Genomic DNA, 17,766 nt, shown 5'->3' on the forward strand with positions numbered 1-17,766 from the left:
ACGGGAGAACCGCCATGACCGACGACACCACCGGAGGCACGAGGACCGGGACAGGCCCGACCCGCCGCCGCTTCCTTGCAGGGGCCGCAGCCGGCGGCGCCCTGGCTGCGACGGCCGCCCGCGCGGCCACGCCCGATCCGCTCATCACCGAGGTGCAGCCCTGGGCGCAGGCCTTGGGCGAGGGTGTGGACGCCACGCCCTACGGCATGCCCATCCACTTCGAGTCGCATGTCGTGCGCCGCAACGTCGAGTGGCTGACGGCTGACACGATCTCGTCGGTGAACTTCACGCCGATCCACGCGCTCGACGGCACCATCACCCCGCAGGGATGCGCCTTCGAGCGGCACCACGCGGGGGCGATCGAGCTTTCCAAGGCTGACTGGCGGCTGATGATCCACGGGCTCGTCGACCGCCCGCTGGTCTTCACCTACGAGGATCTCGAGCGCTTCCCGCGCGAGAACCGCACCTATTTCCTCGAATGCGCCGCCAACGGCGGGATGGAATGGGCCGGCGCGCAGCTCAACGGCTGCCAGTTCACCCACGGCATGATCCACAACATGGAATATACCGGCATTCCGCTGCGCACCCTGCTCGCCGAGGCGGGCGTGAAGCCCGAGGGCAAGTGGGTGCTGGTCGAGGGCGGCGATGCCTCGGCCATGAGCCGGTCGCTGCCCATCGAGAAGGCGCTCGACGACGTGTTGGTCGCCTTCAAGGCCAATGGCGAGGCGCTGCGGATGGAACATGGCTATCCGGTCCGGCTGGTGGTGCCGGGCTGGGAAGGCAACATGTGGGTCAAGTGGCTGCGACGCGTCGAGGTGGGCGACGAGCCCTGGGAGCACCGCGAGGAGACGTCGAAATACACCGACACGATGGCCGACGGCCGCTCGCGCCGCTGGACCTGGGAGATGGATGCGAAGTCGATCATCACGAGCCCGAGCCCGCAGGCGCCGATCACCCACGGCCCCGGCCCCACGGTGATCTCGGGCCTCGCCTGGTCCGGCCGCGGCTCGATCCGCGAGGTCCACGTCTCGCTCGACGGCGGCAAGAACTGGCAGCAGGCGCGCCTCTCCGGACCTTCGCAGGACAAGGCCCTGCACCGCTTCTATCTCGACTTCGACTGGGACGGCTCGGAGTTGCTCCTCCAGTCACGGGCGGTGGACAGCACGGGCTATGTCCAACCGACCAAGAGCCAGCTGCGCGCCGTGCGCGGCGTGAATTCGGTCTATCACAACAACGGCATCCACACCTGGTGGGTGAAATCGAACGGTGAGGCGGAAAATGTCGAAATTTCCTGAGCTTCTGCTTCTCGCGGCACTCGTGGCCGCGCCCGTTGCCGCGGCCGAGGGGCCGCGCATCGGCCGCGTCGCACTCCCCGAGGAGGTCGCCGCCTGGGACATCGACATCCGGCCCGACGGGCTGGGCCTGCCCGAAGGTTCGGGCGACGTGGCCACCGGCGAGGAGCTCTTCTCGGACCGCTGCGCCGTCTGTCACGGGGAGTTCGGCGAAGGCGTCGACAACTGGCCGAAGCTTGCGGGCGGGGACGGCACGCTCGACCACGACGATCCGCAGAAGACCATCGGCAGCTACTGGCCCTATCTCTCGACGGCCTGGGACTATGTCCACCGCGCCATGCCCTTCGGCGACGCGCGCAGCCTGACGACCGACGAGACCTATGCGATCGTGGCCTACCTCCTCTACAACAACGATCTGGTGGACGAGGACTTCACCCTCTCGCGCGAGAACTTCCTCGAGGTGCAGATGCCGAATGCCGACGGCTTCTTCGTGGACGACCGCGCGACGACCGAGATCCCGGCTTTCAGCCAGCCGCCCTGCATGACGGACTGCAAGGCCGAGGTCGAGATCACGATGCACGCGACCGTCCTCGACGTGACTCCGGACGACGCGACGGATTGACGAACGCGAAGGCGCACTGGACCGGGCGCATCGGCAGCGAGCCTTGCGCGACGGCGCGGCGGGATCGGACGGGGATGGAGAGAGGATCGGCGGACCGGCCGCCACAGGTCGTCCCGGCCTGTCGGGCGCGCCGAACCGCATGAACTGGAGTTCCGCGATGACCTTCACCCGACGCACCTTCCTGGCTTCCGCCGCCGCGAGCCTCGCCGCGCCCGCCGTCATCGGGCAGGCCAGGGCCAGGGTCGTGGTGGTGGGCGGCGGGGCCGGCGGCGCATCGGTGGCGCATCGTCTTGTCGTGGCGGGCGCCGGCGCGGCCGAGGTGACGCTGATCGAGCCGAAGGCGGTCTATCACACCTGCTTCTTCTCGAACCTGCATCTCGGCGGCCTCCGCAGTCTCGACAGCATCGCCCACGGCTATGACCGGCTCGCGGCCCTCGGGGTCACCCTCGTCCGCGACAGCGTGACCGGGATCGACCGGGACAGCCGCAGCGTCAGGCTGGCAGGCGGCGGAAGCCTCGGCTGGGACAGCCTCGTCCTCTCGCCCGGCATCGACTTCGTCGAGGAGAGCGTGCCGGGCTGGAGCCTCGCTGCCGCGGATCTCATGCCGCATGCCTACAAGGCGGGGGCGCAGACGCGTCTCCTGCGCGAGCAGGTCGATGCGATGCGGCCGGGCGGGGTCTTCTGCCTCATTGCGCCGCCGAACCCCTACCGCTGCCCCCCCGGACCCTACGAGCGGGTGTCGATGGTCGCGCACCGCCTGACCGAGATCAACCCGAGTGCCAGGATCCTGCTTCTGGACCCGAAGAAGAACTATTCCAAGCAGACCCTCTTCGAGGAAGGCTGGCAGGCCCATTACCCGAACATGATCGAGCGGCTGGGGCCCGACATGGGTGGCGACCGGATCGAGGTGCGCCCCGACCGGATGGAAGTGGTGATCGACGGCGAGGCGGAAGCGGTCGACGTCTGCAACGTCATTCCGGCACAGGTCGCAGGCCGCCTCGTCGCGGAAGCGGCCCTGACGGACGAGACCGGCTGGGCCCCGATCGACCCGTCCTCCATGAGAAGCCGCTTCGATCCGCGGATCTTCGTGCTCGGCGATGCCTCGATTGCGGGGGACATGCCGAAATCGGCGTCGGCGGCGAACAGTCAGGCGCATGTGGTGGCCGCGGCCATCCTGGCCGACCTCGCCGGAGCCACGGCGCCGCCTGCACGCTACGCCAACACCTGCTGGTCGCTGATCGCGCCGGAGGACTCGGTCAAGGTCGGCGGCACCTACGAACCCACGCCAGAGAAGATCGCGAGCACGGACCGCTTCATCAGCCAGATGGGCGAGAACAGGGCGACGCGGCTGGCGACCTGGCAGCAGAGCCTCGGCTGGTATGCCGCCATCACCGAGGAGATGTTCGGCTGACCTCGCGACCCACACCCACAGCCACAGCCACAGCCACAGCCACAGCCACAGCCACAGCCACACGAGCCGGCAACCGGACGGAGCGCAAGGTCCATCCGCGCCGGCCCAGGCAATCACCACAGAGAGGCCAGCAATGACCGTCACGCGCCGCCGCTTCCTCGCCACTGCCGCAGCGGGCATCGCCTTGCCCGGACGCCTCTGGTCGGGCAGCCGGATCGAGAGCGGCAGCCTGCGCCTCGACACGCTGTCCGACGGCCATCTCGTCCTGCCCGCCGACTTCCTCTTCGGCGGCATGCCGAAGGATGAACTCGCGCCCATCCTCGCCCGCCACGGCATTGCGGGCGGATCGGTCGAGCCGCCCTGCAACGTGACGCTTCTCAGGGACGGCACCAACACCGTGCTCTTCGACGTCGGCGCGGGCGCGGATTTCATGCCGACGGCAGGCCGTCTTTCCGAAGCCCTGGCTGCTCTGGACGTCACCCCGGACGAAGTCACCGACGTCCTTTTCACCCACGGCCACCCCGATCATCTCTGGGGGTTGCTCGACGAGTTCGACGAGCCGCTCTTCGCCGGGGCCCGGCACGTCATGGGACGGGTGGAGTTCGACTACTGGATGGACCCGGAGACGGCCTCGTCCATCGGCGAGGCCCGCGCCACATTCGCGGCGGGCGCAAGGCGGCGGCTGGAGATCATCGCGGACAGCATCGGGCTGGTCGAGGACGGAGACGAGGTGCTGCCCGGTGTGGTCGCCCGCCTGACGCCCGGCCATACGCCTGGCCACCTGGCCTTCAGGATCGAGGCGGACGAGCCGATGCTGATCGCGGGCGACGCGGTGACGAACGCCCACGTGGGCTTCGAGAGGCCGGAGTGGCTGTCTCCTTCGGATCAGGATGCCGCCCTTGCCGCGACGACCCGTGCGGCACTGCTTGCCGAGGCGGCGGAGGAAGGGCTCCTGCTCGTCGGCTTCCACCTGCCCGACGGCGGCATCGGCCGTGTCGGACGGGCGGCGGCCGGCTTTCGCTTCCTGCTCGCCTAGGCCACTGCGGGGCGGGCCGCCTGATCGACCACGAGATCCGTCAGGACGGCCCCGATCCACATGCAGAGCAGCGCGAGCCAGGCGGTCGCCACGAAGATGGACGTGCCCGACACGCCCGCCCCGATCGCGCAGCCACCCGCAAGCATCGCCCCGAAACCCATGAGCACAGCGCCGATCATCGCCCTCCGCATCGCCGGCGCGCCGTCGAAGCCCTGGAATCTCAACTCGCGTGCCAGGCCCGCAGCGATGAGAGCGCCGAGAAAGACGCCCGGCACGAGCCCCACATCGAAGCCGAACTCCGGCTCGGGGACGAGGAAGAACATGAGCGTGTTCGCCGACGGGCCGCTGAAGGTGGCCGAGGTGACAGCCATCGGCTCGAAGCTGACCTGCGCGAGGTTGTAGGTCAGCACCCAGCCGAGCGCCGCGGCAAAGCCCACGCCCGAGGCGAAGACGAGGGTCGAGGCGCCAATCCGGTTCTTCCGCGCAAGCCAGAGCGCGAAGCCAGCGAGGCCCAGCCCCAGCACAAGGCCCGCCTCGCGCGGCACGTTCAGCAGGTCGAGAAGGTCGACGTTGCGCCCTCCCGGCGTCACCCAGAGCCGGGCCAGCCAGTCGCGGAGCGGAGCCAGCCACCCGTGCAGCGACATCTGCGCCACGACGGCGAAGATCAGCCCCGCCACCACCGAACGCAGGTTCCCGGTCGCCGCCAGCACCAGAAGCCGGCCCGAGCATCCGCGGGCAAGCACCATCCCGGCGCCGAAGAGGAACCCGCCGATGATCGCGCCGGACCAGGAGCCGGCGACGGCCATCATCCGTGCGTCGCCCGAGCGGAAGAAGCCCCATCCCTCGGCCGCCTGCACCCAGACCAGCGCCGTCGAGAAGGTCAGGAGCCAGACGGCCATGCGCTGTCCGAACTGGCCGCGCGCGAATTCGACCGTCGCGGCGCGCAGGCAGAAGGCAGAGCGCTGCGCGGCAATGCCGAAGACGAGGCCCGTCAGCAGCCCGAAGAGGGCCGAGGTCCGTGCCTCGCCCACGAGGTCCACGAGCGGCACGAGATCCATGGCACCCTCCCCGGCAGATGGCGGATGCTACACTGGGGATGCAGCCGAAGGGGTTGATCTGGATCAGCCGTCGTCGCTCCCGCAAGCGCAACCGGCGGCGGGAACACGTGCGCAGGGCACCGCACGAGGCAGACAAAGCACCACAGGACCTTCCGCCGATTGATTAAATCGGCGCTTGCGCTAGCCTCTTTGGGGAATGGTCGAGGAAAACACATGGATTTTCTGGCGCGCGCCACCGCCGTCGTCGGCAACACGATGGTCCTCATGAGGCGCTACGGATCGCCCGCCATCCAGGCACTGGGCCCCTCCCCCTCCATCCCCGAGGCAAGAAGTCAGGGCATCATGACGCTCAAGATGCCGGTGGCCCGCGGCTGGGCACAGGGGCATCTGCCCACGGCGGCGCCGGGATTGAAGGTCAATGCCTTCGCGACCGGGCTGGAACATCCGAGGTGGATCGAGGTCCTGCCGAACGGTGACGTTCTGGTGGCCGAATCCCGCCAACTTCCCACGCCGCCGAAGAATCTCCTCGATGCAGCGGCACAGGCCACGATGCGGCGGGCTCGCGCCCTCGGCCACAGCCCGAACAGGGTCACGCTCCTCCGCGATGCGGAGGGACGCGGCGAGGCCGGGTTGCGCGAAACCTTCCTCGAAGGCCAGAACCAACCCTTCGGCATGGCGCTCGTCGACGGCACCTTCTACCTCGGCAATACCGACGGGATCCTGGCCTTCCCCTACCACGAGGGTGCAACACGCATCGATGGTCCAGGGCGCAGGCTCACGACCTTCAAGCCCGGCGGGCACTGGACGCGCAGCCTGATCGTCTCGCCCGACGGTCGCCGCCTCTATGCGGGCGTCGGCTCTCTCAGCAACATAGGAGACGACGGGATGCAGGCCGAGGAAGGCCGCGCCGCGATCTGGGAACTGGATCTCACATCCGGACAGTCGCGGATCTATGCCTCGGGTCTGCGGAACCCCGTCGGCCTCGCCTGGGAGCCCGCGACCCGAGTGCTCTGGACGGTGGTGAACGAGCGCGACGGCCTCGGCGACGAGACCCCGCCCGACTATCTCACTTCGGTGGAGGACGGCGGGTTCTACGGCTGGCCCTACTGCTACTGGAACCGGATCATGGACGACCGGGTGACGCAGGACCCCGCCATGGTCGCCCGGGCGATCACGCCCGATTATGCGCTCGGGGGACATACGGCCTCGCTCGGCCTCTGCTGGGTGCCGGAGGGGACGCTGCCCGGCTTCCCGGAAGGGATGGCGATCGGGCAGCACGGATCCTGGAACCGCTCGAAGCTCAGCGGCTATCGGCTGATCTTCGTGCCCTTCTCGAACGGAAGGCCGTCCGGGCCGCCCAGGGACGTCCTGACAGGCTTCCTGTCCGCCGATGAGAAGCTGGCCTTCGGAAGACCGGTAGGGGTGGCGGTCGGACCGGACCGACGGTCTCTGCTGCTTGCGGACGATGTCGGCGACGTGATCTGGCGCGTTACCGGCGCCTGACTTCGCGCGCCTGCCTGTCGGCCGCCCGAACGCCTTTTCCCGCTGCCGGCAGACGTGACCGCCACAAGAGCTGCACGGCTGCGCGACGCGACCTCAAGTCCCCTTCTGGCGCAATGCGCCGCCGCCTAGATTGGCTTGGCCCCTGCCCCGTCCGGCGGGAAAAAGACAGCCGAGGAATGTCGCGATGAGCCAGCCTGCCACCCTTCCCGAGCCCCGGCGCATCTTCATGCTCGGCGCCACGGGCACGATCGGTCGCGCGACGGTCAAGGCCCTGCTCGAGCGGGGACACGAGGTGGTCTGTTTCCTGCGCCCCCGCAGCCCCGGTCGGCGTGTGGACCTGCCCGACGGCGCGATCCTGCGCTACGGCGATGTAACCGACCCGACCTCGCTCGTGCGCGACGGCTTCCAGACCGAGAAGTTCGACGCGCTCGTCTCCTGCCTCGCCTCGCGCACGGGCGTGCCGCGGGACGCCTGGGAGATCGACCACAAGGCCCATTCGCACGCGCTCGCCGCGGCCAAGGCAGCAGGCGTCACGCAGGTTGTGCTGCTCTCGGCCATCTGCGTGCAGAAGCCGCTCCTCGCCTTCCAGCAGGCCAAGCTTGCCTTCGAGGAAGAGCTGATGCGGTCAGGCCTCGACTGGTCCATCGTACGCCCCACCGCCTTCTTCAAGTCGCTTTCGGGTCAGGTGAAGCGCCTGCGGCAGGGCCGACCCTTCCTCGTCTTCGGGGACGGCCGGCTGACAGCCTGCAAGCCGATCAGCGACGACGATCTCGGCCGCTACATCGCCCGCTGCCTCGAGGACGAGAGCCTGAGGAACCGGATCCTGCCCATCGGCGGCCCAGGTCCTGCCATCACGCCACGCGAGCAGGGCGAGATACTTTTCCGACTGATGGGGCAGGAGCCGAGGTTCAGACATGTGCCGGTCGCGCTGCTGGACACGATCATCGGAGTCCTCGGCACTCTGGGGCGGGTCGCGCCAAAGCTGCGCGACAAGGCCGAGCTTGCCCGCATTGGCCGCTACTACGCGACCGAGTCCATGCTGGTTCTCGATCCGGCCACCGGACGATATGATGCCGATGCCACGCCCTCGACCGGCCGGGAGACGCTCGAGGAGTTCTATGCCCGTCTCCTGCGCGACGAAGCCACCGTCGACCTGGGCGAGCACGCCGTCTTCTGAAGGCACGGCGCTGACCACGCCAACCTCACTGCGGACCGCGGGAAGTCGAACTGGCGGAACGGCCCCTTCAGGGCAGAAGGATCGCTCGAAAGTCATTCACGTTCGTGCCGGTGGGGCCGGTGACCACCTGCGCGACGAGCTTCTGGAAGAAGCTGTGCGCATCATGCCCGGCCAGCGCCTCGACGGGATCGATCCCCGCCGCCCGTGCCGCCTGCAAAAGCCCGGCACCTCCCACTGCGCCGGCGACTTCGGCCGCGCCGTCGACACCGTCGGTATCCGCCGCCAGCGCCCATCCCGGCAGGTCGCGTGCGGCGAGGAGATAGGCAAGCAGGAACTCCACGTTCCGCCCACCGAGGCCCGCGGCTCCGCGGATCGAGACTGTCGTCTCGCCGCCCGACAGGAGAAGGCACGGGCGCTCGAAGGGCTGGCCTCGAAGCACCACCTGCCGCGCGATCCCCGCCATGACGCGCCCCACCTCGCGCGCCTCGCCTTCAACGGCATCCCCGAGGATATGGGCGTGCAATCCCTCCGCCCGCGCGACCTCTGCCGCCGCTTCCAGCGCCATCTGCGGCGAGCAGACGATGTGGCTTTCCACGCGCGCGAGACGCGGATCGCCGGGCTTCACGCTCTCGGCCTCGGCGCCGGCAAGCGCCGCCTCGATCCGGGGAAGGTCCAGGTTCAGGCGGCGCAGCACGGCAAGGGCATCGGCGACGCTGGTCGGATCCGCGTGACAGGGGCCCGAGGCGATCACGGCAGGATCGTCGCCCGGCACGTCGGAGACGAGCAGCGCCAGCACCCGGGCGGGCGCACAGGCGGCGGCGAGCCGCCCGCCCTTCACCCGGCTGAGATGCCGCCGCAGGCAGTTCATGTCGGAAATGGTCGCGCCAGAGGCGAGAAGCGCGCGGTTCAGCCCGGCCTTGTCCTCGAGCGTGAGCCAGGAGATCGGCGCCACCATGAGCGCCGAGGCCCCGCCAGAGATCAGCGTGACCACGAGATCGTCCGGCCCGAGGTCCTCCGTCAGCGCAAGCAACTCCTTCGTGGCGGCCAGCCCCGCCGCGTCAGGGACCGGATGCGCCGCCTCGCGCAGTGCGATGCGCCGAAGTTGTCCGGGACCGCCCTGCCCATGCCGCGTGATGACGAGCCCGGAAAGACGCGGAAAGTCCCCGTAATGCTCCTCGACCGCGCGGGCCATGCCCACGGAAGCCTTGCCCGCACCGAGCACGACGATGCGTCCGGCCGGGCATGGCGGCAGCAGCGGCGGAATGCGCGCGCCGGGCTGTGACGCCTCCACCGCGCGCTCGAAGAGCCTGCGCAGGAAGGAACCCGCCGTCGCATCCGTCCAGTCCGTCATTCCTGCCTCGCTTCACCGACCGGGCCCGCCGCGCCTGTTCGCCCGCCGCCTCCGGATCCGGCTCCGCCGTGACACACGCGGCGCGCCCACGGCTCCGGCTTCCTGATCAAGTCTTTTCAGCTTGATCGGACCAAGGCAATGGCTGCGAAAGGTGGAGGTCCGGAGCAGGTGCTCGCCGGCGCCTTCCGGCAAGCGGAGGACGGCCGGGCGGCAGCGGGCGGCAGCCCTCCGAGGCGCGGAACGAGACCCCAGCTTGCCGCAGGATTGGCGGCATCGGGCGGCCTAACAGGCCGCCGGCACGACGAAGCGCGCAGGTCATCAGGGCACACCGGGTCTGGCCAAGCCCGGCGGGTGCAGCCAGACTGGATCCTCCCCGGCAGATCCGATCGGGAGAAGGCAGAGAGGACATGGCATGACGCGCATCTTCGGTATCTCCGGCAGCCTGAGGCGTGCCTCATTCAACACGGGCCTTCTGCGAGCCGCGGCAGATCTTGCGCCCGAAGGGGTCGAGATCGAGGTGCGTTCCATCGCGGGCGTGCCGATCTACGACGGCGACATGGAGGCCGAACATGGGCTGCCCGCGGCGGTCGTCGCTCTGCAGGAAGGTCTCGCCGCCGCGGATGCGCTTCTTCTGGTCACGCCAGAATACAACAACGGCATTCCCGGCGCCTTCAAGAACGCGATCGACTGGATGAGCCGCCCGCCCGCCGGGCGCGACCTTTTTCGGGGCAAGCCGGTCGCCATCATCGGCGCGTCGCCGGGCAATTTCGGAACGACGCTCGCGCAGACGCACTGGCTGCCGGTGATCCGAACGCTGGGGATGGAGCCGTGGTTCGGCGGCCGCCTCATGGTGTCGCGGGCGCGCGACGTCTTCGACGAGGCCGGCACCCTGACCGATCCCGCCACACGCGAACGCCTCGCCGAGTTCCTGCAGGGCTACGCACGGTTCCTGCGCCGCCCGCTGGACTGAGCATCCGGGAGAGCGGGATCCGGCGTGGAGCGGCATCGGCCTCACCGCCGCGGGCGCCGGTCGGGCAAGTCGGCGCAGAAGCCTGTCTTGGCTCAGCCCGCCTCGGTCACCAGCCGCAGCTCTTCCATGCGCTCGCGGTCGAGCATGTAGATGTCGCGCGCGGGCGTCTCCATGCCGTGCATCATCAACCGGACATCCACGCCCATCTCGTCAAGGTAGCGCATGACCTCCGCCTGCCCGCGCTGGACGTCCTCGACGGCGAGGAAGGCCGGCAGAAGGCTGTTCTCGCCGAAGTAATGCTGGTGGACGCCGACGAGACCGCCGCCCTCGACCCGCCGCGGCGTGCCTCCCGCAAGCAGATAGGGACAGGCGGACAGGCAGACCGACCCACGCCCGACCTCAGTTGCAGCATTCAGGTCACGGATCTGGCGGCCGATCAGCAGGGCCTCCGCAACCACGCCCCCCGAGCTGTCGAGAGCGATCACCTCCGGCCGTGTCCCGCGCTCCTCGACGAAACGGGTGAACCGCGCCGCATCCCCCTGTGCGATCTGCCCGGTGAGCGTCATCCGCCCGCCCTCAAGACCGAATTCGAGCCGCGCGGGCATGGGACGCATCTGGGGACCGTCCGTTCCCGGTGCTGGGCGCAGGTCGGGGCGGTAGGGTCTCGTCTGCGGAGCCGTCGCGGGCGAGAAGAGATCGGCGGGGGAAGGCGGCGCCGGCCGCACCAGATCCATCACGATCAGAGCGGCACCGATCCCGACCTGAAGCACCAGCATCGCCCGGATTGCCCGGCGCGGAGCGGCGTTGGCCGTCACGGTCGCACCCTCACGGAGCCGCATCCCGGTGCGACTCCGTCTCCTGCAGGAGACGCGCGGCCGCAAGCGCGGCGCGCAACTCTGCCACCGTCATCGTCTCCTCGGCCGAACCCTCTCCACGGCCGGCCCTGATCGCCGACTGCGTGACCATGATGATGAAGACAAGCACCGCCGGCAGCAGGTCGATGGCGATGGCACCGGCCCAGCTCGGGACGAAATTGCCGGCATACCGGATCACCGCATCGGCGGCCGAAATGGGCGTGTAGACCGTCTCCTCGGCCGGCGGCAGCACCTCGACCTCGGCCGCCGCGCCGCGCAGTGTCTCGGCCCGCTGGCGCAGCAGCGACAGGACCGAGTCGATCGTGCTCGCCTGGCTCGACCGGGCGAGGTCCGAGCCTCCGTCAAGCTCGGGCAGCACGACGGACTCGGCCAGATCCTGCGCCGCACGCGCCACCAGCGGCGCCACGTTGAGTTGCCGCAACTGCGCCACGATCCCCGCCAGCCGCACGGCTTCCTCCGAGAAGCGGACCGACCGCTGCTCGACCGGCCCCGCCTCGACCGTCAGCGCGCGCATCCTGCTGAGGATCGCGTTGCCCTCGGCGAAAGCGGCGGCCAGTGGCGCATCCTGCGCGGCGATCTGCGTCTCCAGCGCCTCCAGCTCGGCCGCTTTCTGGGTGAGCACGCGAAACACCGCCCCCCGCCCGGCGAAGCCCGAGAGATCGCCCACCGCCTCCTGCTCGGACAGGTCGCCGAAGCTCTGCCGCACCCGCGCCACGTCGCGCCCGAGGCTCTGGCCCGCGATCGCATTCGAATGCGCTTGCTCGAGCGATGCCTGGTAGTCCTGCACCGTCTCGGCCAGGTGCTGCTCGACCGCCGCCGCTCCGGCGAGCGCTGCGGCGTTCAGCCAGGAGGACATGGCGATGATGGCGAGGCTGCCGAGCGCCATCGAACAGAGCAGGCCGATCCGCGACGCCGCGCTGCGCATCGCGGGCAGCAGTCGCATCATGTAGGACCAGAAGACGAAGATCCCGACCGAGACCGCGATGGAATAGGACAGCGCGGCGAAGGTCGTCCACGCGCCGGTATCGTCCAGAAGCGTCCGGACCCCGAGATAGGTGTAGATGCCGGAGGCGGCGGCCAGCACGCCAAGCGCCACGCCGGTGAAACTGTCGAGCCATCCGAGGTGCCGCTCGAGTTCTCGCGCATGCCGGGCGCCGGATCGCTCGGCAAACGGTGGCGCCGCAGACGGTCCGGCCTGCCTCTGGCCCGCGTCGAGACTCTGCCGCCGCGGATCCGGAGGCGCAGCGGTCGGCAACTCGGGGGTCGTGTCCGGCATAGGCTCAACCTTCCAGCGGGTATCGGCGCCGAAGGGTTCCGCGCGCACGTTGATCTATGTCTTGCGACACGTCGGACGAAGGCGCTTGTCCCTCACGCCGCTTCAAGAACGCGCGAGGTGGCGCTTCAGCGTGCCGCCGCCAGCCGCGCCGTCGCGGGCACCAGCGCCATCATGACCGCGAGCATCCAGAAGGCGGTCGGAAGGCTGGTGAGATGTGAGGCGAAGCCGATCAGCGCCGGCCCCGCCAGGATGCCCGCGTAGCCGGTCGTCGTGACGGCCGCGATGGCCAGCGCAGGCGGCATCGAGGTCTGGCGGCCGGCAAGGCTGAAGAGCACCGGCACGATGTTCGATGCCCCGAGCCCGATCAGCACGAAGCCCGCCATGGCGCCCGGCCTCCAGTCCCAAAGGAGGAGCAGCGCGAAGCCCGCCAGCGTCAGAAGCCCGCCCTGGACGAGAACCCTCCGGTCGCCGAGAGCCATGACGATCCGGTCGCCGGCCAGCCGCCCGATGGTCATGGCCACCGAGAAGAGCATGTAGCCGAGACCGCCCTGCGCCGGCTCCGTCAGCCCCCGCCCCACGAGGAGAAGCGCGCCCCAGTCGAGAAGCGCGCCCTCGACGAGGAAGGTGACGGCGGCAAGTCCCGCAAGCAGCAGCACTGCGGCCCGCGGGACGACGAGTTGCGGCGGCTCGCCCCCCCGCGCGCGCAGAAGCCTCGGCCCCGCACCAATGATGGCCGCCAGCGCAATGGCGCTGCCTGTCACCGCGGCAAGGGCGGGTGACAGTCCCTGCGACAGCAGCACCGTCATCACCCCGGCGCCGGCGAAGCCGCCCACACTGAACATGGCGTGGAAACCCGACATCAGCGGTCGGCCGGCGTCGCGCTCGACCGCAACGGCATGGACGTTCATCGCCACGTCGAGCGTTCCCAGAGATGCGCCGAAAAGCAGGAGCGCAAGCGCCAGCAGCCAGGCCTGTCCCGCCGTTCCGAGTACGGGAAGGATCAGCACCATCCCGATGCCGCCCAGGAGGATCATGGGCCGCGCCCCGGTCCTTGCGCTGATCCAGCCCGTGATCGGCATGGCCACAAGAGATCCGACCCCGAGACAGAGAAGCAGGAGTCCCAGTTGCGCGTCGTCCGCGCCCGAGCGTGTCTTGGCGAAGGGCACGAGCGGCGCCCAGCAGGACATGGCGAAACCCGCCGCAAAGAAGGACAGCCGCGTGGCGAGGCGCGTGGAAGGCGTGTCGTCTGTCATCGTGTCGTGATCTCGCAAGAAGGGGCCGGTGGCGCGTCGGGACAACCGGCGGTCGGGGCCGACGCTCGGCATCTCCTCCCGGTCTTCGGCAGGAAGACCGTGGACGCCGCAAGCCGCAAACCTTGTGCCCCACCGGAACGGATCCCGCAATGACGGATACGGTGGCGACGTTCTGTGCCCATGGCGGAGGCATCACGCCTCCTCACCGGCAGGTCGACATGACCGACGGCATCCGGCTGCCACGAAGCAGTCTGGCGCAGCGTCCGTCAGCCGCGTTTCTGCTTGAAGCGCTCCGTCGTCAGCGGCTCTTCCGTCACCTCGATCCTCTGCGGGATCTTGTAGGCTTCGAGCCGCCCCATGAGCCCCTTGCGCAGAAGCGTCCGGATCTCCGCCTTCGCGAGCCGAGGATCCCTCATGCGGACGCGGGCGCAGACGGCGGCGCCGAGCATCGGATGCGGCATCCCGTGGACTGCGACTTCCGCGACCTCCGGAAGCGTCATGATCGCCGCCTCGACCTCCGCCGGAAAGACCTTCTGCCCGCCGACGTTGATCATGTCGCCAGCCCGGCCGAGGAGACGCAGCCGGTCGCCCTCCACCTCGACCAGATCGCCGGTCCGGTACCAGCCGTCGGGGGTGAAGGGGCTCGGCGCATTGAGATAGCCGATCATCGCGCTCGTCGCACGGATCTCGAGAAGGCCCTCCACCACCCGCCATGAGGCGCCCTCGCCATCCAGACGGATCCAGCGCGACCGCGCGCCGTCGGACCGCGAGCGCAGGGCGCCAAGTTCGGAGGTACCGTACTTCTGGATCAGCTGCGCGTTCGGGAAGGCATCGGCCACACGGTCAAGCAGTCCCTGCGGCATCATCTCGGCGCCGTAGGTGATGATGCGCAGGCTCGGAAGATGAAGGTCGGCGCCACCTGTCAGAAGCAGGAGGTTGAGGAAGGACGGAGCCGTCGGCAGGACCTCGACACCGTGACGCGCGATGCGGTCAAGCACTGCCGGAACGGAACGATCAGGCAGGCAGACCAGCGTCGAGCCGTTCGCCAGCGCATAGAGCAGCGTGTCGATGCCGGCGATGTGGTCGAAGAGGAGGAACGCCAGCGTCACCAGATCCTTGCCCGGCTTCTCGAACTTGGAGAGCAGGCGGCGCAGGTCATGAACCGCCCCCTTCGGCGCCCCGGATGTGCCCGAGGTGAAGATCACGAGACCCGGCGCCTTCTCGGAGCGGAGCCGGTCGAGCAGCGGGTGTGCCGAGCGTCCCCCCAGCGGCACGAGCACGTCCCGCGCAGCCTCGATCCGCCATTCGGCATCGGCGATTGTCGCAAACTCCTCCCGGCCCTCGGCGCTCGTGGGAGCGACCGGCGTCACGACGGCCTGGTGCCGCCAGAGTGCAAGAAGCCATGCCACCGCGTCGGGGCCGTAGTCGCCGCAGAGCTGAACCGACGAGCCATGCGGCACAGCTTCCGCCTCCAGCCGCCGGCCCGCGTGTTCGACGCGGGCCAGCAGCGCTTCGTAGGTCGTCCTGCTCCCGTCCGCGGCGATGAGGGCCGTCCTGCCGCCCGCCGCCGACATGCGGTCGAGCAGATGCCGCAATCCGTCCGCCATGTCAGACGCCACCGAGATAGATGGTCTGCCCGGTCACGAAGTCCGACTCCCTGCGCAGGAAGAAGTCGCAGACGTTCAGGACATCCTCCATCGCTCCATAGCGCGGGATCGCCTGCCGAGCGATCAGGGCGGACATCTTCTCCTCGGGCACGGCACCCACCAGATCGGTCGGGACCGGCGTCGGCCCCACCGCATTGACGGTGATGCCCATGGGCGCGAGTTCGCGCGCCAGCACCTCGGTCAGCGAGACGACGGCCGCCTTCGAGGCGGCATAGGCGGCCTCGCCCTCGAGCTTGAGCGGAGTGGCGACGGTCGCGAAGTTCACGATGCGGCCATAGCGATGCCGGCCCATCAGCTTCGCGGCTTCACGGCAGAAGAGGAACGTGCCCAGCACGTTCGTCGCGAAGACCCGCTGCACGGTGCTGCCGGGGGTCAGCAGCACATGGTTCATTGATGCGATGCCCGCGTTGTTCAGAAGCGCGTCCAGCCGCCCTTCCTTCCGGCGCACATCCTGCATCATCGAGGCCACCGCGCGCTCGTCGGCGACGTCGAGTTCGTAGTGGCGGTAGCCGTCGTGCACGAGATCGCTCGCATCGCGGGAACATCCGACGACCCGGCAGCCACGCTCGAGGTAGGTCTCGGCCAGCGCGCGGCCGATCCCCTTGCGCGTGCCGGTGATCGCGATCACCTGGCTCATGCTGCGTCGGCTCCGGAGACGAGTTCCGCCGCGTATTCGGCCAGGCTGCGCAGGCTCCGGTAGGGACTGCGCCTGCGGGACATCGCCGCTTCGGAGGCGAGGACAATGTCGCAGCCGGTCTCGTCGCCGACATGCTGCTCCGCGGCCATCACGAAATTGACCAGCCCCAGCGAGTCGAGCGCACTTCCGTCGCCGTAGAGCACGGCATCCGGGTCCGAAGATATCTGGCGCTCGGGCGGGAGGGTCAGGTTGACCTCCTCGACCGCATTCTGCATGGCGGCCAGAAGCCGGTCCTTGTCGATAGTCATGAAAATACTCCGTTGAAAAAAGGCTTCATTATTCTGCTTCCGAACGTGCCTTCGGCAGGACGCGCGGCGGCGGCACGAAGAGCGTGCAATCGGGCGGCACGTCGGACGAGATCACACAGTTCGGGCCCACCGTGACGTTGTCGCCGATGGTCACATTGCCCATGACGACGACGCCCACGCCGAAGCGCACCTCGTTGCCGATCACGGGCCCCTGGCCCTCGATCCAGTCGGTCCCCACGCCGAACGTAACGCCCTGCCGGATGACGCAGTTGTGTCCGACCGTCGCGTGGCGATGGATCACGATCCCGTTCTGATGGCCGAGCTGGAGCCTGCGCCCGATCCGAACGCTGCGCTCGATCTCGATGCCATAGAAGTTCCGGCAGAAAAGTTGCCCCACCGCATGCACTGCGCGCGCGAGCAGGCGAAGCGGTGGACGCAGGTTCGCGGAATGGACGCCGATCCGGTGGGTCCAGAGCGCGTGGAGACCCGGCGCGAAGATATCGCGCTCGTGCGCCCGGTAATCCTCGCCGATGATGTAGCGGAGGCCGACATTGCGGATCATGGCCGCCTCGTCGCCATCGAACGGCATCTGGAGCATGCGCTCCAACGCATCGCTGCGCGAGGAGACGACCGCCGCGGGAAGGCGGTCCTCGGAGGCGGAAGTCGGTTCAAAGTTCTTCGTCATCGTCACCAGAGAGGCTGGAGCCTCGATCGGCCAGAAGGACCGCATGACAGACCAGCGCAGGAAATCCGCGTCGCTTCGATAGCGCTGCGAGGGATCGGCAGATCCGCTGGCCGGCTGGTCAGATCCGATATGCAGCAGGACCGCGAAAGGCGAGTCCAGCCGCAAATCACATCATGGGATCGAGGCAATCTAGCGTGGTCCGGCGGATCAGCGGCCGGAAGAGCCACCCGGAATCACACCGGGTCCATGCGATTGATCAGAGGGTAACGTGACCGCTTCCGATGACAAGTCCGAAATCATGCACATGCAGCAAGAGGTTGGATGCGCGCCAGGAATATGCGACGGCGCACATTATTCAGGTTGTCCCGCAACTCCTCATGCGGGAATACCCACGCGCGGCGCGGCGCGCCCCCACACGACACGCGAACCGTGATGCGCCGCCCGTGGCGGGAACCTCAAGGGGCTTCCACCGCGTCCGGGTCGCCGGGACAGGCAGGCCGCCCAGAGGCCACCTTCGCGTGCTTCACTTCGGCACGATCCTGATCCGCTGGTTCATCCCGAGCCCCGCATTCGTGACCGGCCGACCCGAGCGCCTTCCGACCTTTGGACCATTGCCGCCACCATGGCGGCCGGCGATCCTCATCG

At 69.0% G+C, this 17,766-nt stretch carries 15 protein-coding genes, 1 pseudogene and 1 other annotated feature; of the genes and pseudogenes, 7 read left to right on the forward strand and 9 right to left on the reverse strand.

Annotated features, from left to right (window positions below; all coding sequences use genetic code 11):
* Positions 1-14 precede the first annotated feature (14 nt).
* The 4 genes and pseudogenes from soxC (at position 15) to ACTVZP_RS16280 (ending at position 4,361) form a co-directional block, all read left to right on the forward strand.
* Positions 15-1,295, forward strand: coding sequence for a sulfite dehydrogenase (gene soxC / locus ACTVZP_RS16265; RefSeq protein ID WP_443213215.1), 1,281 nt, complete (start codon positions 15-17; stop codon positions 1,293-1,295).
* Positions 1,279-1,902, forward strand: a pseudogene (locus tag ACTVZP_RS16270) (c-type cytochrome); the annotation flags it as partial. The gene soxC and the pseudogene ACTVZP_RS16270, both read left to right, overlap by 17 nt.
* A 169-nt stretch (positions 1,903-2,071) precedes the next feature.
* Positions 2,072-3,325, forward strand: a complete 1,254-nt coding sequence (locus ACTVZP_RS16275; protein ID WP_443213216.1) for an FCSD flavin-binding domain-containing protein — start codon at positions 2,072-2,074, stop codon at positions 3,323-3,325.
* A gap of 133 nt (positions 3,326-3,458) precedes the next feature.
* Complete coding sequence (locus ACTVZP_RS16280) at positions 3,459-4,361, forward strand: MBL fold metallo-hydrolase (RefSeq protein WP_443213217.1); 903 nt, start codon at positions 3,459-3,461, stop codon at positions 4,359-4,361.
* Here the strand turns inward: ACTVZP_RS16280 and ACTVZP_RS16285 are convergent.
* On the reverse strand, positions 4,358-5,419 hold the full coding sequence (locus tag ACTVZP_RS16285) for a YeeE/YedE family protein (protein ID WP_443213218.1): 1,062 nt from the start codon (positions 5,417-5,419) through the stop codon (positions 4,358-4,360). The genes ACTVZP_RS16280 and ACTVZP_RS16285 overlap by 4 nt on opposite strands.
* Before the next feature lie 213 nt (positions 5,420-5,632).
* Here ACTVZP_RS16285 and ACTVZP_RS16290 point away from each other — a divergent pair, with 213 nt between their 5' ends.
* Both ACTVZP_RS16290 and ACTVZP_RS16295 read left to right on the forward strand, forming a co-directional pair.
* On the forward strand, positions 5,633-6,922 hold the full coding sequence (locus ACTVZP_RS16290) for a PQQ-dependent sugar dehydrogenase (protein WP_443213219.1): 1,290 nt from the start codon (positions 5,633-5,635) through the stop codon (positions 6,920-6,922).
* Positions 6,923-7,106: 184 nt separating this feature from the next.
* Positions 7,107-8,099 carry an NAD(P)H-binding protein gene (locus tag ACTVZP_RS16295; RefSeq protein ID WP_443213220.1) on the forward strand — a complete coding sequence of 331 codons (993 nt, stop codon included), beginning with the start codon at positions 7,107-7,109 and terminating at the stop codon, positions 8,097-8,099.
* Between the two features lie 67 nt (positions 8,100-8,166).
* On the opposite strand, the gene ACTVZP_RS16300 is transcribed toward ACTVZP_RS16295, so the two are convergent.
* The gene (locus tag ACTVZP_RS16300; protein ID WP_443213221.1) at positions 8,167-9,450 is read right to left on the reverse strand and encodes a glycerate kinase type-2 family protein; all 1,284 of its coding nucleotides are present in this window, start codon (positions 9,448-9,450) and stop codon (positions 8,167-8,169) included.
* A gap of 412 nt (positions 9,451-9,862) precedes the next feature.
* Between ACTVZP_RS16300 and ACTVZP_RS16305 the strand changes: the two genes are divergently transcribed.
* Positions 9,863-10,420, forward strand: coding sequence for an NADPH-dependent FMN reductase (locus ACTVZP_RS16305; RefSeq protein WP_443213222.1), 558 nt, complete (start codon positions 9,863-9,865; stop codon positions 10,418-10,420).
* A 92-nt stretch (positions 10,421-10,512) separates the two neighbouring features.
* Here ACTVZP_RS16305 and ACTVZP_RS16310 read toward each other — a convergent pair whose 3' ends face one another.
* From ACTVZP_RS16310 to ACTVZP_RS16340, 7 genes are all read right to left on the reverse strand, one after another.
* On the reverse strand, positions 10,513-11,235 hold the full coding sequence (locus ACTVZP_RS16310) for a hypothetical protein (protein WP_443213332.1): 723 nt from the start codon (positions 11,233-11,235) through the stop codon (positions 10,513-10,515).
* 10 nt (positions 11,236-11,245) lie between these two features.
* A complete protein-coding gene (locus ACTVZP_RS16315; RefSeq protein WP_443213223.1) occupies positions 11,246-12,571 on the reverse strand; it encodes a hypothetical protein in 1,326 nt (441 codons plus the stop codon).
* 125 nt (positions 12,572-12,696) lie between these two features.
* Positions 12,697-13,824: an MFS transporter gene (locus tag ACTVZP_RS16320; protein WP_443213224.1), complete on the reverse strand. Its 1,128-nt coding sequence runs from the start codon at positions 13,822-13,824 to the stop codon at positions 12,697-12,699.
* Positions 13,825-14,090: 266 nt separating this feature from the next.
* Positions 14,091-15,431 (reverse strand): ANL family adenylate-forming protein, encoded by a 1,341-nt coding sequence (locus ACTVZP_RS16325; RefSeq protein WP_443213225.1) that lies wholly within the window; start codon positions 15,429-15,431, stop codon positions 14,091-14,093.
* A 1-nt stretch (position 15,432) separates the two neighbouring features.
* Positions 15,433-16,128, reverse strand: coding sequence for an SDR family NAD(P)-dependent oxidoreductase (locus ACTVZP_RS16330; RefSeq protein WP_443213226.1), 696 nt, complete (start codon positions 16,126-16,128; stop codon positions 15,433-15,435).
* Entirely contained in the window at positions 16,125-16,436 is a 312-nt protein-coding gene (locus tag ACTVZP_RS16335; protein WP_443213227.1) for a hypothetical protein, read from the reverse strand. The genes ACTVZP_RS16330 and ACTVZP_RS16335 overlap by 4 nt, the downstream gene beginning before the upstream one ends.
* Positions 16,437-16,464: 28 nt before the next feature.
* Complete coding sequence (locus ACTVZP_RS16340; protein ID WP_443213228.1) at positions 16,465-17,121, reverse strand: serine O-acetyltransferase; 657 nt, start codon at positions 17,119-17,121, stop codon at positions 16,465-16,467.
* A 193-nt stretch (positions 17,122-17,314) separates the two neighbouring features.
* Positions 17,315-17,370 (reverse strand) — a sequence feature (sul1 is cis-regulatory element that is thought to sense ions involved in sulfur or methionine metabolism; They are found in Alphaproteobacteria).
* Between the last annotated feature and the right edge of the window lie 396 nt (positions 17,371-17,766).

Origin of the sequence: Rhodobacter sp. NSM, from assembly GCF_052244495.1 — a bacterium.
In the GTDB taxonomy this organism is placed as follows: Bacteria; Pseudomonadota; Alphaproteobacteria; order Rhodobacterales; family Rhodobacteraceae; genus Cereibacter_A.

Excerpts from the sequence above, each read along its gene's own strand:
- soxC (WP_443213215.1), top strand. The coding sequence starts at position 15 with ATGACCGACGACACCACCGGAGGCACGAGGACCGGGACAGGCCCGACC.
- ACTVZP_RS16275 (WP_443213216.1), top strand. The coding sequence starts at position 2,072 with ATGACCTTCACCCGACGCACCTTCCTGGCTTCCGCCGCCGCGAGCCTC.
- ACTVZP_RS16280 (WP_443213217.1), top strand. The coding sequence starts at position 3,459 with ATGACCGTCACGCGCCGCCGCTTCCTCGCCACTGCCGCAGCGGGCATC.
- ACTVZP_RS16285 (WP_443213218.1), bottom strand. The coding sequence starts at position 5,419 with ATGGATCTCGTGCCGCTCGTGGACCTCGTGGGCGAGGCACGGACCTCG.
- ACTVZP_RS16290 (WP_443213219.1), top strand. The coding sequence starts at position 5,633 with ATGGATTTTCTGGCGCGCGCCACCGCCGTCGTCGGCAACACGATGGTC.
- ACTVZP_RS16295 (WP_443213220.1), top strand. The coding sequence starts at position 7,107 with ATGAGCCAGCCTGCCACCCTTCCCGAGCCCCGGCGCATCTTCATGCTC.
- ACTVZP_RS16300 (WP_443213221.1), bottom strand. The coding sequence starts at position 9,450 with ATGACGGACTGGACGGATGCGACGGCGGGTTCCTTCCTGCGCAGGCTC.
- ACTVZP_RS16305 (WP_443213222.1), top strand. The coding sequence starts at position 9,863 with ATGACGCGCATCTTCGGTATCTCCGGCAGCCTGAGGCGTGCCTCATTC.
- ACTVZP_RS16315 (WP_443213223.1), bottom strand. The coding sequence starts at position 12,571 with ATGCCGGACACGACCCCCGAGTTGCCGACCGCTGCGCCTCCGGATCCG.
- ACTVZP_RS16320 (WP_443213224.1), bottom strand. The coding sequence starts at position 13,824 with ATGACAGACGACACGCCTTCCACGCGCCTCGCCACGCGGCTGTCCTTC.
- ACTVZP_RS16325 (WP_443213225.1), bottom strand. The coding sequence starts at position 15,431 with ATGGCGGACGGATTGCGGCATCTGCTCGACCGCATGTCGGCGGCGGGC.
- ACTVZP_RS16330 (WP_443213226.1), bottom strand. The coding sequence starts at position 16,128 with ATGAGCCAGGTGATCGCGATCACCGGCACGCGCAAGGGGATCGGCCGC.
- ACTVZP_RS16335 (WP_443213227.1), bottom strand. The coding sequence starts at position 16,436 with ATGACTATCGACAAGGACCGGCTTCTGGCCGCCATGCAGAATGCGGTC.
- ACTVZP_RS16340 (WP_443213228.1), bottom strand. The coding sequence starts at position 17,121 with ATGACGAAGAACTTTGAACCGACTTCCGCCTCCGAGGACCGCCTTCCC.